Annotated in this window: 15 protein-coding genes; 6 read left to right on the top strand and 9 right to left on the bottom strand. The window is 49.0% G+C overall.

Annotated elements, in window-relative coordinates; translation table 11 throughout:
- Window positions 1-214: 214 nt before the first annotated feature.
- The 3 genes from Q5741_RS15100 to Q5741_RS15110 form a co-directional block, all read right to left on the bottom strand.
- A complete protein-coding gene (locus Q5741_RS15100; protein ID WP_305024940.1) occupies window positions 215-1,162 on the bottom strand; it encodes an aminopeptidase in 948 nt (315 codons plus the stop codon).
- A 101-nt stretch (window positions 1,163-1,263) separates the two neighbouring features.
- Window positions 1,264-2,673: an aspartate ammonia-lyase gene (aspA, locus tag Q5741_RS15105; protein ID WP_305024941.1), complete on the bottom strand. Its 1,410-nt coding sequence runs from the start codon at window positions 2,671-2,673 to the stop codon at window positions 1,264-1,266.
- A gap of 197 nt (window positions 2,674-2,870) precedes the next feature.
- The gene (locus Q5741_RS15110) at window positions 2,871-3,311 is read right to left on the bottom strand and encodes a hypothetical protein (RefSeq protein WP_305024942.1); all 441 of its coding nucleotides are present in this window, start codon (window positions 3,309-3,311) and stop codon (window positions 2,871-2,873) included.
- Between the two features lie 205 nt (window positions 3,312-3,516).
- Between Q5741_RS15110 and Q5741_RS15115 the strand changes: the two genes are divergently transcribed.
- Both Q5741_RS15115 and Q5741_RS15120 read left to right on the top strand, forming a co-directional pair.
- Window positions 3,517-4,473 (top strand): DMT family transporter, encoded by a 957-nt coding sequence (locus Q5741_RS15115; RefSeq protein WP_305024943.1) that lies wholly within the window; start codon window positions 3,517-3,519, stop codon window positions 4,471-4,473.
- Window positions 4,474-4,687: 214 nt separating this feature from the next.
- Complete coding sequence (locus tag Q5741_RS15120) at window positions 4,688-5,554, top strand: sulfurtransferase (RefSeq protein WP_305024944.1); 867 nt, start codon at window positions 4,688-4,690, stop codon at window positions 5,552-5,554.
- A 533-nt stretch (window positions 5,555-6,087) separates the two neighbouring features.
- Here Q5741_RS15120 and Q5741_RS15125 read toward each other — a convergent pair.
- Both Q5741_RS15125 and Q5741_RS15130 read right to left on the bottom strand, forming a co-directional pair.
- Complete coding sequence (locus tag Q5741_RS15125; protein ID WP_305024945.1) at window positions 6,088-6,663, bottom strand: hypothetical protein; 576 nt, start codon at window positions 6,661-6,663, stop codon at window positions 6,088-6,090.
- Between the two features lie 135 nt (window positions 6,664-6,798).
- Entirely contained in the window at window positions 6,799-6,948 is a 150-nt protein-coding gene (locus Q5741_RS15130; RefSeq protein WP_305024946.1) for a hypothetical protein, read from the bottom strand.
- Window positions 6,949-7,125: 177 nt separating this feature from the next.
- Between Q5741_RS15130 and Q5741_RS15135 the strand changes: the two genes are divergently transcribed.
- Both Q5741_RS15135 and Q5741_RS15140 read left to right on the top strand, forming a co-directional pair.
- Window positions 7,126-7,593: a hypothetical protein gene (locus Q5741_RS15135; RefSeq protein WP_305024947.1), complete on the top strand. Its 468-nt coding sequence runs from the start codon at window positions 7,126-7,128 to the stop codon at window positions 7,591-7,593.
- A 452-nt stretch (window positions 7,594-8,045) separates the two neighbouring features.
- Window positions 8,046-8,915 (top strand): hypothetical protein, encoded by an 870-nt coding sequence (locus Q5741_RS15140; protein ID WP_305024948.1) that lies wholly within the window; start codon window positions 8,046-8,048, stop codon window positions 8,913-8,915.
- A 122-nt stretch (window positions 8,916-9,037) separates the two neighbouring features.
- On the opposite strand, the gene Q5741_RS15145 is transcribed toward Q5741_RS15140, so the two are convergent.
- From Q5741_RS15145 to Q5741_RS15155, 3 genes are all read right to left on the bottom strand, one after another.
- Window positions 9,038-11,092, bottom strand: a complete 2,055-nt coding sequence (locus tag Q5741_RS15145; RefSeq protein WP_305024949.1) for an iron ABC transporter permease — start codon at window positions 11,090-11,092, stop codon at window positions 9,038-9,040.
- Window positions 11,089-12,108 (bottom strand): ABC transporter substrate-binding protein, encoded by a 1,020-nt coding sequence (locus Q5741_RS15150; protein WP_305024950.1) that lies wholly within the window; start codon window positions 12,106-12,108, stop codon window positions 11,089-11,091. Before Q5741_RS15150 ends, Q5741_RS15145 begins: the two co-directional genes overlap by 4 nt.
- Before the next feature lie 204 nt (window positions 12,109-12,312).
- Window positions 12,313-12,621 carry an ArsR/SmtB family transcription factor gene (locus Q5741_RS15155; protein WP_305024951.1) on the bottom strand — a complete coding sequence of 103 codons (309 nt, stop codon included), beginning with the start codon at window positions 12,619-12,621 and terminating at the stop codon, window positions 12,313-12,315.
- 160 nt (window positions 12,622-12,781) lie between these two features.
- Between Q5741_RS15155 and Q5741_RS15160 the strand changes: the two genes are divergently transcribed.
- Both Q5741_RS15160 and Q5741_RS15165 read left to right on the top strand, forming a co-directional pair.
- Window positions 12,782-13,156: a nuclear transport factor 2 family protein gene (locus Q5741_RS15160; protein ID WP_305024952.1), complete on the top strand. Its 375-nt coding sequence runs from the start codon at window positions 12,782-12,784 to the stop codon at window positions 13,154-13,156.
- A gap of 104 nt (window positions 13,157-13,260) precedes the next feature.
- On the top strand, window positions 13,261-14,433 hold the full coding sequence (locus tag Q5741_RS15165) for an aminotransferase class I/II-fold pyridoxal phosphate-dependent enzyme (RefSeq protein ID WP_305024953.1): 1,173 nt from the start codon (window positions 13,261-13,263) through the stop codon (window positions 14,431-14,433).
- Window positions 14,434-14,489: 56 nt separating this feature from the next.
- Here the strand turns inward: Q5741_RS15165 and Q5741_RS15170 are convergent, their stop codons facing one another.
- Window positions 14,490-15,302: a hypothetical protein gene (locus Q5741_RS15170; RefSeq protein WP_305024954.1), complete on the bottom strand. Its 813-nt coding sequence runs from the start codon at window positions 15,300-15,302 to the stop codon at window positions 14,490-14,492.
- Window positions 15,303-15,383: the final 81 nt, after the last annotated feature.

The raw sequence follows: 15,383 nt of genomic DNA on the forward strand, positions 1-15,383 counted from the left end.
AGTATTATATTCCAGGCTTGGCCTCTGCACAAAAAAGCCTGCCTGAATGTGCTGGCAGGGCTTGTTCGAATACGATGTGCAGACCCATCAATTCACTGAGATATTTGAACCATCCGGTGTTTCTTAACATTCAGGATGTGAAGGAACTTCATATGGATCAGTGTGTGGAATAGTTAAGGAGCCCTATGGGCCCCTTTTCCTGATAGCGAAGCTGTTATTCAAGCAAATCTCCCTGTTTCATGACGATAACTTCATCAAAGTAAACATCCGGCTGCTTCACGACACCGTCAATGTGAACACCTGCTGTAATGACCCCGCCAAACGTATTATTGCTGCCGAAGGCAACATGAATGGTCCCGTACACCTTCTCATCCTCCAGCACCACCCCGGTAATACGGGCCTTGTCGTTGGTGCCGACCCCGAATTCAGCCAGCATCCGCCCATCGCCGTCACCCAGCATGTCCAGCAGCCTCGCTCCATCCGCCCCGTCGGCACTCACAAGCCTGCCTTCCTGGAGGGTCAGCAGCAGCGGTTCGCTCAGTGCGCCGATACCTGCGACGGATCCATCTACGAGAATCTGTCCCTCTGCCGTGCCTTCCACAGGTGCAATGTAAGCTTCGCCGGAAGGCAGGTTGCCGGATTGTCCTGGCTCCAGGTACATGCCCGTGCTTGGCACCCCGTTTCGGCCTGCGGTTGAGAATTCCAGATGGTACCCTTCTTTCTCAATCCGTACACGAGTCGCTGCAGTAAGCTTGTCTGTCACCCGTTCGGTCAGCGCCTTCACCTGCTGGTAATCGGCCAGGATGGCGCCATTCAGGAACATGTCATCCGTCATGCCAGGCATCGTCGCCAATCGTGCACCGGCTGCCGCTGCCTGTTTGCGTGCCTGGGTATGAGTCAGCGAATAGCGGGTGATGCAGACCACGACATTAGCGCGGGTCATAGCTTCCGCTACCATCTTCGGTGGTTCTTCTCCCGATTTGGAGCGCACCGGCATCACCATCAGTGAAGCATCTGCGCCCATTTCCTTTCCTGCCTCATATAAGGACTCGCCGAGCTCCCGCTTGTCATCATCCGTCACAACCAGCAGGCTCTCCCCGCTGCGCAATGCCAGACATTCCCGCAGCAGATGAATGCTGACTTCAATACGCTCTCTGCTCATATTGATCATCCTTCCTCTTCTCTTCTTCTCTAAAAATGAATGAAAGAACCCCGCCCTTGTGAGACAGCGGGGTTCCTCCATCTATTAGCCTTCCATCGCGTCTAATCCCGATGAAGAAGCTCTTCTCCGGCGATACCCGGCTTCGTCATTTGATAAGGATCCAGGATCAGATTCAGCTCTTCTTCGGTCAAGACGTTATACAGCAGACACAGCTCCCGCACCGAGCGTCCGGTTTGAATGGCCTCACGCGCAATACGCGATACCACTTCATAACCGAGATGCGGATTCAATGCCGTAATCATGCCCACACTGCGCTCTACATAATCTTTACAGCGCTCCACATTCGCCTGGATGCCTTCCACGCAATGAATCCGGAACACCCGGAAGCCGTTATTCATGATCTCCAGGGACTGCAGCAGATTATAGACAAGTACAGGTTCCATGACATTCAGTTCCAGCTGGCCGGCTTCAGAAGCCAGACAAATGGTGTGGTCATTCCCAATGACCTGGAAGGCGATCTGGTTGATCACTTCACACATCACCGGGTTAACTTTGCCCGGCATGATAGAAGATCCGGGCTGTCTTGCAGGCAGCACCAGCTCGCCGAGACCCGCATACGGCCCGGAAGCCATCAGGCGAATATCATTGGCCACCTTAGACATATTGATCATGCAGATTTTCAATGCCGCGGATACTTCGGTGTATGCATCCGTATTCTGGGTGGCATCTACCAGATGCTCATCCGGCTTCAGCGGAAAGCCGCTGATCTCGGCCAAAATCTCGGCTACCCGGCTGATATAACGTACATCGGCATTCAGTCCGGTTCCGACCGCCGTTGCTCCCATGTTAATGCTGAGAAGATGGGTTCGTGTAGCGGCCACACGCCCGATGTCCCGCTTCAGCACACGGGAATAAGCCTGAAATTCCTGTCCCAGACGAATAGGCACAGCATCCTGGAGATGAGTGCGTCCCATTTTGATGACACTATCAAATTCAGCCGCTTTGGCTTCAAATGTCTGCTGCAGCTCATTCATCGTTACGAGCAGCTTGTCAATCATGGCGAGAACCGCCAGATGAACCGCTGTCGGAAAAGAATCGTTCGTTGACTGCGCCATGTTCACATGGTTATTGGGGCTAATATCGGCGTAGCTTGCCTTCGGCAGCCCGGCAATTTCAAGTGCACGATTCGCAATGACTTCATTGGTATTCATATTAATCGAGGTGCCTGCTCCACCCTGAATCGGGTCCACAATAAACTGATCGTTCCAGCGTCCGCTGATCACTTCGTCAGCAGCCTGGATGATCGGCTCCGCTTTGGCAGGAATCAGGCGTTTCAATTCCATGTTGGCAGCTGCAGCCGCTTTTTTAACCATGGCCATGGCCTTGATCAGCTCTGGATGAATCCGCTGCCCGGTAATCGGAAAATTCTCGGATGCCCGCATCGTCTGAATTCCGTAATACGCATCAAGCGGCACTTCTTTGGTCCCTAGAAAATCTTTTTCTACTCTCATGAGCAAGTCCCCCGCTAGGATAATCTGTAAGCTGCTTGAACACAACAGCCATACCTATTATAGGATTGTGGCACCGGATTGACCAGCCTATCCGCCCAGCGGCTGGATAATATTTCATTTAATACGTGCAGGAGAAAGCAAAAACCCCCTCACTATAATGAAGGGGTACAGAAATCTCAGCTATAGATGTGGATGTGTCAGTGGGATATGGTCTTAGACGCAGTTAGTGAAGTTTTGTAGCCGGGAGCTGCCCGGACCAGAATCCGCTGCTGAAGCTCCGGTTCTCCCGGTAACGTTTTGACCATATATTCAAATGTAATAACGCCGCCCTCCGGAAGCTGGTCCAGCTTTGCGGCAAGCTCATCGCTGATCTGATAAGCATCCGGTACTCCGTTGGTCTCGATCTCAATCGTATGCGGATCCTGCTGTCCATTGTAAAAACCGGTTGAAATCAGCATCTTCGTTGTTTTGACTGTAGCCGGAGCCGTTGTGGCTGTATGTTGAGCATTCATAGTTACCGTTGGGGCAGCGTGTCCTGTTGCGCCGGATGCAGCCGGTGAGCTCTGGCCATACACTGTCAGCGGAAAAGCAAGTACAGCCGTCAGCAAAGCAGATGTAATATAAGTTCGTTTCGTCATCATAAGCCACCTCCGAGAATGAGTTTACTGCCTGATCCTTGCAAGTTTGCTTACCTTCTATTACCCGTTTTGCGCGCAAATGCTTTTCTGCCTATTTTTGCATTCCCCTTGCCGGTTGTCTTTAGTATAATAAAGCCTGGCCTTTCCTTAAATTTAATCCTTATACGGAAACCTGCCACAAATATATATATGCGGAGCTGCTGTCATGAATGCAAAACAAAAATCATCCCATACGTTTGAACTTCTCTACATTATTGGGATTATCGCCATTTCGTTCTCTTCCATTTTTATTAAATGGTCGACGGCGGAAGTATCGGTGGTGGCCATGTACCGGCTGTACCTGACCAATCTGCTGATGCTGCCGCTCGCCTGGAGATACCGAAATGAACTATTTCATCTGAGTGCAAGGCAGTGGAGTATGCTGGCGTGGTCCGGTATCGCGCTGGGTCTTCACTTCCTGCTCTGGATGGCGTCACTTCGCCTGACGACCGTTGCAAGCTCGACGGTTTTCCTATCCCTGGAGCCTATTCTGGTCATGCTCGGCTCTTATTTCTTCTTCCGGACCAAGACGAACCGCATGATGATCATCGGAATGGGGATGGCCATTCTCGGGTCGCTGGCGATTGCTTCGGGAGATTTCAAGCTGTCCGGCCAGGCTCTCACCGGCGATGTGCTCTCTATTCTGGGGACCGTAGCCGTCTCGGTTCACATGCTGATCGGCAAGCATCTGCGCGAGCAGCTAAGTGCTTTTGTCTATAATTTCTGGGTGTTCATGATTGCGGCTACTTCGCTTGCTCTGTATAACATCGTGCAGGGATACCCTTTTACAGGTTATGCTCCCCGCGAGTGGGGTATCTTCCTGCTGCTGGCGATTGTACCGACGCTGTTCGGGCACTACCTCTTCAACTGGCTGCTCAAGTATATCAACGCGGCCGCTGTATCCATGGCCGTGCTCGGGGAGCCCGTCTTCTCCTCTCTGCTGGCCTGGATGCTGCTGGGTGAGAAGCTGACGCCGCTTCAGTTCGGTGCAGGTGCTTTTATTCTAGCCGGCGTGTGGCTCTTCATCCGTTACGGACGCGGAGACAATAAGGTTGTGGAGCTTCCGGTTGATCGTACAGCTCCGGATGTCCCTGTGATGCCAAACGATAAGATTGCGAATTAAAAAAATGATGGAAGAGGCCTGTGTCCCTTTAGGGATACAGGCTTTTCTTAACGTTGGATTCAGCCGTATTTATCATTTTTCTTGTCCGTTCTAAATCCCGTTTATCCCAAGGGCGTTTCTTCTGATAAAATGGTTGTATGTGCTGACTGCAATCCTTGCTGATCACACTTACTTAAATCAAATTTCTTACCTATTTCATCGCGGAGGTGTACATATGGTTCCCATTGTAACGAAAAACTGGCTGCTCGCACGCATGTACGAGCCCGACCTTGTCATTGTGGACTGCCGCTTTGAATTAGGCAGCCCTGCTGCAGGACAAAAAGCTTATGCAGACAGCCATATTCCCGGTGCCGTCTATCTCGATCTGGAAGAGGATCTGTCCGCTCCGGTTAGCGAGCATGGCGGCCGTCATCCGCTGCCTGATCCTGAACAATTCGCCCAACGCCTCGCAAAGGCTGGTATCAGCAATGATTCCCGCATCGTCGCTTATGATGACCAGAACGGGATGTATGCGTCCCGGCTGTGGTGGATGCTTCGCTGGCTGGGACATGAGCATGTCTATGTATTGGATCAAGGTTTCACGGCATGGAAAGATGCCAAATTTCCCGTGACGGATGCCCAGCCTGTGCGGATACCAAGCACGTATACGGCACACGTTCAACCGCAGCTGCTGGCTGATATGTTGGAGGTCAATTCCGTCTCTGATCATAGAACTTCAGGGGCGTCAGCATTCAATGGCACGGCAGCTCTTATCGATTCCCGGTCTTATGACCGCTATCTCGGCCAGAACGAGACGATGGACCCCAAAGCCGGGCATATCCCGGGAGCAATCAACTTCTTTTGGAAAGATGTCCTTAAGGAAGACGGAAGTTTCAAGAGTGTGGAGGAGCTGCAGCAGCATTATGCAGATCTTGATCCGAATGAGGAATACATTGTGTATTGCGGCTCCGGGGTATCTGCCTGTCCGAATGTGCTGGCACTGCAGGCTGCCGGTTTTAAGAACGTGCGGCTGTATGCGGGCAGCTGGAGCGACTGGATCAGCTATGAGGGAAATGCGATTGCGACTAGTGAGGAAGATTAACATGGTTTCAAGTAGAAAAGCCCGCATCCTACGCGGGCTTTTTAGTGTTGAGATGATTTTGAAATGTAATTTACAAAGTTTTAACAGCAGATTCTTTTCGATATTCCTATGATCGTAAAATCAATTGAGACCCGCAAAAGCATTGGCTGGAACGCTGCCATTCCTCATCTCTCCATTCGGGTAATATCGTTTCCCAAATCATTTTGTTTGCTTTCACTATATCTATGTAATTCGCTCTTCAAGCAGTAACTAAACCTCTGCCGTCGTCCCCTATGGCAGCGGATTCTCTATGGCTGAATAATTCATATCTAATTCGGGAGTAAAGGTCGTTCCTCCACGAATATATCCTCCACGTGGATATTGAGATTCCAGAAAATAATAGTTCATAGAATGAAGTCTCCTTTCCCAATGAAGTGCTTTTCAACTAAGTATACGGGTCAAATAGCGATAAATAAAACACCAAGACAAGCTGGATTCCTCTTATCTTGGTGTAACATCTGTTCGCACGCACATAACGCCAGTTCGGCATAGGCTTAAGGTGCGTACCGTGTAACGTCTACAGCCACATGCTCCAATTTCGTTTTACTCAACGAATGATAAGGAGCATATATCGTGACAAACCGATCCTTCAAAGGGAATGTCAGCATGTCGGTACCATTAACTTTGTACCATTTGCCTTTCACGCTATTGGAATTGGGCAGCGTCACTATGGTGCCTTTGTAGCTGTAGGAATCGTCGCGCGGAGATATGGAAACCCTCATGTATTTGAAAATGAATGTAACGCTATCACCGCCAACGCCTACTTTTTGGAATGCGTCGCCAGTGATCATGCGCGAAGGCACATACGGCGTTTCAAAGCCTTTAAAAGCAGCGAAGGCTTTAACGATTTGTTTGTATTGAGCGGGCGTATAGGGCACATCACTCAAAGAAAAGTTCAGCTTCTGGGAAGTTGTGGCGGGGTCCTTGGCAGAGGTTGTGACAGAATTCGAACCGGTAGAAGCGGCCGGTCTTGTGGCTTTTCCAGCTGCCGACGCTGGCTGAGCCGATACTGTCCCCGTCAAAAGTATACTTGCCGCGATCGATGCTGTGATCCATTGTGGGTAACGCATGATTCATCCATCTCCTTCATGTTTTGTTTTCCTTTACAAACTAATCTTAACTGCCGGATATATCCATTTTGAAACCGAAATGTATCCAAGATGTAAATAAATAAGACATAACCAAGCAAAGTAACAAAATAGAGGTTAAATGGACCGCTTCCCGACTTTATTCTGATATTCACAGATATAACGGATATAATTTGGTGCACTTTGGTGAATCTCTTCATCCGCTGCTTGTAACGAGGCGCCAAAGACTGCAAAATCCGGTAACGCTGCCGCGCGAACATGATTCATGTTGGCTTCAGAAGGTGCGACTACCTCATCTACAGTAAAGGATACCGAACCCTTCCGCGTGTAAATCTCCTTTTTATCACCAATGGACAGCAGGGAGAGGAGAGCGTATTATTATTAGAGAACAAAAATTCGGCTCCCTAAGCTTCTCATCACTTCGATGGCAAGGTGGAGATCAAAATGAGCTTTGAATATTTCATCGCAGCCAACCGTCCGCTTCCGGAGATTAAAGATACTACCTATCAGAAGCTGACAGTGGCTGATATGATTCGCATGGATATTCCCGCTACGATGATTCCATGGAAAGAGTTGGACAAACATACAGAAATTCTATATAGAGTCGGTTCCGTAGTGCCGAAACGATTGTATGTGAGCCATGTCCCGAACGCCGCTAAAATAATGAGTAAATATTCGGAGTTCCGTCATTTCTACATGATCGATGTTAGGGAAATGGATTTTGCACAGGAAATGCATCATTATGTCATGTCCCTTGATCCGGAAACCAGCCTTGAAATCTGGCACCTTTGGTTCGGTTATGATTCTGAAGATGAAACTATTCACAGAATAGATTTGGCTCGCTCTGAGCTTTTACCCGAGGACTTTAATGTTGCCCATAATGCATGTTGGTGCCTGGCTATCCATGGATAGAAGGACATTCAAGGAATACGAGTTAAAATTATGGAAGCCGCGCAAACCTATTCCGCCCATTATTCAACGGAAAGAGCTATTCACCTTCTCTATAGCCGAATGATTTACACACGATGTTCTACTCATGAGATGGAAACGTCCAAACCTATTAACAGCTTTTGCAAGACGAATATCTAGACATTCATAATATTACATATGCTAATGATTTCACAGATGTGCAGCTGCCGTTCTTCCATAGATCCACCACTTACAAGACTCAAAGATACAAGGACTTGAAACATCGTCTATAAGCGCAGTAATCTGTTAAAGTTATTGTTATCTTGCTTTGTTCACTACAAGTCTATTCAAGCAGCGCATCTGCTGCGCCGACTCAATTACAGACTGCCGTTTATAAAGCCCAGACTGACTTCTTACAAAAATATAAACTAAAGAATACTGATATCCGCCAAACGATGATTTATGATCTTACAAATGATGGTACGAGTGAAATTATTATTTTAGCGTGGAATGCAAGAATGGGAGAAGATTCAAGGGGTTATATTGGCATTTACAGCAAAACAGGCAAACTGATCGCGGTTCAAAAATACGAAAACTATGAATTCATCCCTTTTCAACTTCACCAGCTTAAAAATAAAACTCATAAAAATTGTCTGGCTCTCGATAACCTTCCTGGCGGCAGCGGAGGATCTAATATGGTTATTTTAGCGTTGAGAAATAATAAACTTATAACCCTGGCTCAAATTGATTCAAGTGAAGGTACCAGAGTCATTAAAGATTCAGACAAAGATGGAAATGATGAAATCTACGGTTATGAGTGGTATCTAGCAGAAGAAACACGTAATGTCGCACACTCTGTAGCGATTTATGATAAGTATATGTATAAATGGGATTCCGTTAATAAAAAATATTTAAAATATGTTTATGGACAGGACGGAAAACGAGATGACTTGAGACCACATATCGGAAAGCTTAGTTTGACAGAAGCAGTTAATCTAGTGAATAATGCGAGCAAAAAAATATATAAAACACCCAGCATCAGCTTCACCAGTTATAAAAACAACATGCAGTACTTACTAACCTACAATCTTATTTATGAAAAATATTCAGAATCTCTAGTTGATACTAACTCAATTTATTTACCTGAACTTGAGAAGAACACGAGTCAATTGTCTTTTTCTTCGGATGGTAATAAAGCTACCTTACATGGAAAAATAAAATATGAGGACTATGATACAGGTGAGAGTGGCGTAATGAATACATATATTATCTTTTTGAAAACAAAGTATGGCTGGAAGATCGATAACACGTCCTATAAAATATAGTTCATCAAGAAACTCGGATAAAATTATTTAACAAGACACTGGCAGGCTGCAAGTGAGCCATCTGCCAGTGTCTTGTTAATCTAACCTCTGCAATGATCTTTCCTTCACCCTCAATAGTATCCTTACCCCTGCGGCCGGTGCCAGTTGGAACGATACATGATATACAGGAAATACGGTGTCCCAATCAAAGCAATCAGCAGGCCGGAAGGCACCTCGGTGGGCGCAATCACGGTCCGGCCGATCGTATCGGCCAGTACGAGCATGACCGCGCCGACTAGGGCAGACAGGAATAAGGAATGCCTCAGCTGATGTCCTGCCAGCAGACGCACCAGATGCGGAGCAATCAAACCGATAAATCCGATCGTCCCTACACAGGCAACCGCTCCAGCAGCTAGCAGAACACCTGCTGCCATTGACAAGAGACGGGTCCTGCGTACACGTATACCAAGCCCTGCCGCGCTGTGCTCATCAAACACCAGCAGCTCAAAGCGCCGGGCCAGCCACCAGACGAACGGCAGCAGCAGAATCAATAGTATCGCAATCATTTTCACCTGATCCCAGGTACGTGCATAGGTGCTGCCGGTCAGCCAAATGTAGCTGGAGCTTCCATACAGGGCCCCGCGTACGATCAAAATTTGAATTCCTGCTGCCGTGATGGCGGAAATGGCGATCCCCATGAGCACGACGGCCGACGGATTAAGCGCTTTTCTCCATGCCAGGAAAAATATAATAACAGCAGCAGCAACCCCGCCGGCAATAGCCGCTGCGGGAACAAAGACGAACGGAAGCCCGGGCCATAAGATCATCACCGTCATCGCCCCAAGCCCCGCACCCGAAGATACCCCTACGATGGATGCGTCTGCCAATGGATTGCGTACCGCCATCTGAATGAGTACCCCGCTGATGGCAATAGCTGCCCCTGCACCTGCGGCAACCAGTGTCCGCGGTATTCGAAGCTGCACCAGCGCCGAGTAGAGTCCATCCGACTGGAACAGGCTTGGCAGCAGCTCGGCCAGTGGAATCCGCATGCCGCCAAACATGGTACTAACCACAAGAAGTACAATCGTCATTACCGTGAACAGGCTTGCCACCCATATAAAAGGCCAGCGCCGGTTCCGTCCTCCAACGCTCATGGAAGAAGATGCACCACCTGCCCCATTCGCAGCATTCATGCGTGTGAGTACAAGCCAGACCAGGCAGGGAGAACCGATGATGGCCATTACCGCACCAGTTGGAAGTTCCATGCTGGAGTTGTGCACCATTTTAGCAAGAACATCTGCACCGACGAGCAGCGCCGAACCCCAGAGGAAGGCCCCCGGGAGCAGCATACGGTGTGAACGCGCCCCGCTTAACCGCACCAGATGCGGTGCAACGAGCCCCACGAAACCGATCGGCCCGACAATGCTGACAATGACCGCCGCCAGCAAGACAGCGATCAACAGCCCTCCGGCTCTTGTCAGTCCTACCTTTTGACCGAGCGAAGAGGCTGTAGACTCATCCAGATCCAGCACATCCCACTGCCTGGATAGCAGCAGCGCAGCGATCGTAATTCCGAGCACCCACGGCCAGACAAAACGTACCCCGCTCCAATCATTCTGTACCAGCGTCCCTGAGCCCCACAGGAACAGCCCCTGGGTTTGTTCGGAGAAAAAGATATGCAGCGCACTTGTAAATGAGCCCAGTACCATAGAAACGATCAACCCCGACAAGGCGAGTCGTACCGGGCTGGACGTACGCCCTCCCCCCATCAAATAGGCTGCTCCAGCTGCCAGCAATCCTCCGATCGCAGCAAACAGGAACGGCGACTGGCGCAGAACTCCCGGGAATAACACGGTACCCAATACGACTACAAAATAAGCACCTGCGTTAATACCCAGCGTATCGGATGCAGCCAGCGGGTTACGCGTAATGGTCTGCAGCAGCGCCCCGGCCACGGCCAGCGCACCCCCGGCCAGAATGCCGATAACGGTTCGCGGCATCCGCAGGTCCCAGACCATATCATGTTCCAGCGTGTCTTGTCTGTGTGTCAGAGCACTGATCACTGTATGAAGGGGAATTTCCGCCTCTCCGTAACATAGGCTTACAAAAAAAAGCACGATGAGAGCGGTAAGACCGCCCCCATAGATGCTCATCATCCGCCAGTTATAGAACCGGCGTGTCACCCGGACCGTGCTCATTTCGTAATAGCTCCCACTACCTGGTCAACCAGCTCTTTGGAGGATACAGGTCCGCCAAAAGTCCAGGTCGTGCTGCCCAGCGGGTACGTACGTTTTTCTTTGACAAATTTAAGACCGTTCCACACCTTGTTATCCTTCATAGCGGTACCAAATACATCGTCATCTGGCTGTGTAATGTAGATGAAGTTGCTGTCCTGCACCTCAGGGAGTGCTTCGATGCCTACGGTCGTGAAGCCATACTCCTCAAGTTTGGCAGGCTTCCAGTCATTGATTAATCCGATCTTCGCCAAAGTCCCTACAACAACGGAATTGTCCGAGAACATGCGCAGGCTGACGGCATTCTGATAGGTGAACGCTTGGGTCAGCGCATAATGAAAGTCAGCTTTACCAGCTGCGGCAAGCTTTTCTTTGGCTTCTGCATAATGCTGATCCAGTTCCTGCAGTACCTGCTTCGCCTTGTCTTCCTTGCCTACTGCAACGGCAATTGTATTGAAAATTTCCGTCATTTTGTCATAGTCATAACCATTACCGCTGTACGGACTGAATTCTATCGTTGGTGCGATCGCCTTCAGCTGATCATAGATAGCTTCATGACTTCTGGCATCCGCAATGATCAGATCCGGCTTCAGGGCAGCGATCGTCTCCAGGTTGGGTTCTCCCCGTGTCCCGACATCCGTGACATTGCTGTCCAGCGCGGCCTGTGGTGTAACATAAATCTTGTAGTTCGCGTTGTCTGCATTACCGATCGGCTGCACACCCAGTGCAATAACATCTTCTGTATATGTCCATTCCAGTGTGACCACACGCGTCGCAGGCTTGGCAAGCGTAACCTCACCACGGTTATCCTTGAATGTTACAGGTTTCTCTGATGCGGTCTCTGCCGGCTTGTTCCCGGCTCCGCTGCTCTCACCTGCATCATTTGCATTGTTAGCTGAACCGCATCCTGCCAAAGCAATCACCAAAAAAAGTGATAATAAAATCCCGACAAACCCCTTTTTCGCTGTATATGTTCTCATTGATTCGTATCTCCCCTGCTTATGTAATATTAATAGATAATGATAATCATTATCATTAATTGCATTATGAGGGAGCCGTCCCTTTTTGTCAATGTATACCATGATATTAAATTTGAATTTTTTTAGTCCTTGAATGAGCCCTGTCTTATCCGCTGTCCAGAAGGGCTCAGAAGCACAATCTTACAAGGACTTCCTTGAATATAATTACTCCTCGGAAGCACTCAAAATCAGTTCTACCAAACCAGGAAAACGCTGGTTTAAATCATCCTTTCTCAAGGAATAAAAATGCTGCTTGCCTTCAATTCGCGGTTGGATCAGTCCTGCTTCGCGCAAAATTTTAATGTGATGGGACAACGTCGATTTAGAAATATGGTCTACTTCAAAGGCGGAACAATTTTTCTCTCCGGAACGGGCCAGACAGTGTGCAATTTTCATGCGAACCGGATCTCCCAGCGCATTGCAGACTGCAGTCAGACTTAATGCTGAGACCAAAGGGATTGTTGGAGTTTTCATATGTACGACGGTAGCACAATCAACCCGCCGTTTCAATGTTTGATTTTTTTCGAACTCATAGTTGTTAAAGGATACTAACTATGGTACAGTTCACATTGGTAATTAGTTCGATATTTTTCAAACTTAATTCAGATTTACTTCATTTTCAGGAGGAATACAGATGACAACCTTGTTAAACAACTATTTCCGTTTATTTGACGCTTCCCGCACGGATGAACGTGCGATGCAGGACTTATTGTCCCTTTTTACACCTGATGCAGAAATTGTTCTCAACGGCACCAGAAGAACAGGATTTACAGATTTTATAAAGGCTTTTTATGAATACAACGCAGACGTCAAACACATGTGGGATCAATGGGAGCTGCAGCCGGATGGCAGTTATAAGACGAACTGGGCAGTTTGCGGACAAGCGGCAGACGGTAAGGTATACGCTAAAACAGGGATTGATATTGCTCGTGTTAATGAGGCAGGGCAAATTATCTATCTGGAAAATGTGCAGGCGGACAAGGATGCCTTCAGCAAATACAACCAGTAATAGAAGCTGTACAGGTTCTTCTTCTCGATGCTTCATCCCCTTCTCATTTGTTGCTATCCCATCTATGATAGATATCAGAATGCGATTGGAGGAGAACAAACATCATGAAGTTTGCCAAACGAATGGACCTATTCCGGGAAGGAATATTTACCAGGCTTCTGGAAATCAAGCGGCAGCGGCTGGAGAACGGGGATCCTGTCATTGATCTCAGTGTCGGAACACCGAATATTCCTCCGGCTCCCCACATCATAAACGCTTTATGCGAAGCCGCAGCGGATACACGCAATTACATCTATGCGGTCAATGACCAGAACGATCTGCTGCAGGCCGTCAGCGGCTGGTATAAGCACCGGTACCAGGTAGACCTGGATCCCGCGACCCAAATCTGCTCCCTGCTCGGCTCGCAGGAGGGACTTGCCCATATTTCTTTGTCCATCGTGGATGAGGGCGATCTGGTGCTCGTACCGGACCCTTGTTATCCGGTGTTCGCGGATGGCCCTCTGCTGGCCGGCGCCGAGCTCTACTACATGGCGCAAACGGAAGAAAACAACTATGTCATCCAGCTCCAGGACATTCCCGAGGAGGTTGCCCGAAGAGCTAAATTTATGCTGGTGTCCTACCCTAATAATCCGACAGCAGCAATAGCACCCGATTCGTTTTACAATGATCTGATTGCTTTTGCACAAAAGTATGAAATTATCGTACTGCATGATAACGCCTACAGCGAGCTCGTTTTTGACGGGAACTCCTGCGGCAGCTTCCTCTCCTACCCCGGTGCTATGGACGTGGGCGTCGAATTCAATTCATTGTCCAAAACCTATGGTCTCGCCGGTGCCCGTATTGGCTTCTGTGTCGGCCATGCGGGAATCGTATCCATGCTGAAGAAGCTGAAATCCAACATGGATTACGGGATGTTCCTGCCGATCCAGAAGGCTGCCATTGCTGCCATTACCGGTGATCAGTCCGAAGTTATACGTGTCAGAGAAATCTACGAGGAACGCAGGGATATTCTGTGCGAAGGATTCACCAGCTTGGGATGGCCCATGGACAAACCTGCTGCTACCATGTTTATCTGGAGCCGTATTCCGGATCACTACCAGACCTCCGAGGATTTTGCTATGGAGCTGGTTCACCGGGCCGGTGTCATCGTGACGCCGGGCAGTGCCTTTGGTCCCTCCGGCGAAGGTTATGTGAGGTTAGCCCTGGTACAGGATGCAGACGTTCTCCGGCAAGCAGTGAAAGCTGTCGGCGATAGCGGCATTGTACACAAAAAGTAGAATGAAGCTATCCCGGCAGTATTACAGGCAGGTGCCGCGATCAAGCGGCCTGCCGCTTAACTGCGCTGTCCGCCAAGACAGCCGCCGAAATATTCATCCACCTTGTCCCGGCGATATCCGTCGATCCCCCGCCAGGTTGCCATCGAGTTAAAATCAGTACCCCGCCCCCGCTCTTTTCTATAGTCATCCGTAGATTGAAGAAGGCCTGCATAACCCCAAATCTCCATCACCTGGTCGCGCTCGTCTTTACTGGAGGGGAATATCCCTTTCCAGCGTTTCTCCAGCTGCCGTGCAGCTTCATTCTCACCGCAGGCTTCCACAGCTTCGAGCATACTCTTCAAAATCGCGATATCTTCTTCACTGACCGTATGTTCCTCTTCCCGGCACAGCAGTTCCAGATCCAGCAGACAGTAGACCAGCCAGTTCAGGCGGACACCGCCCCATTTTATCCGCTCGAAGTTCAGAATGTTCAGATCCTCGTCCACGTAATGCTCATTAGACATCAGCTTGTGTTCATTACAATACTCGCAGGCACTGTACATAGGCTCTGCCGCTTTCGGCTGTCCATAGCTGTGCAGCGGAAGCTCCTTCGTCAAAGCCCAGCTCGATAGAGCACTCCGCAAATGCACCTTCCGGGTAGACAGACTGTGCAGGAATGCATTCACTACTTGACTTTGTGTAAGTCTACCCTCGTGAATGGCCCGCAGTCTGCCAATGCATTCATCATGGGTGATGCTGAGGGGATCGAACATAACGCCTTTGCTTTTGGCATAATTGAAGTCCTCATTCGTAAAGGTAAAACCTCCGCTCTTCCATCCGCTGGAGGTCCAATACGTCTGAATCAGTATCTTTTTTGCTTTCTTGTCCATGGCTGTTTATACTCCCTCGCTATAATTATGTATTGAATAAGTAAATTGTAAGATAAATGAAGAAAGGGTGACAAGGACCCG

The organism is Paenibacillus lacisoli (genome assembly GCF_030580655.1).
In the GTDB taxonomy this organism is placed as follows: Bacteria; Bacillota; Bacilli; order Paenibacillales; family Paenibacillaceae; genus Paenibacillus; species Paenibacillus lacisoli.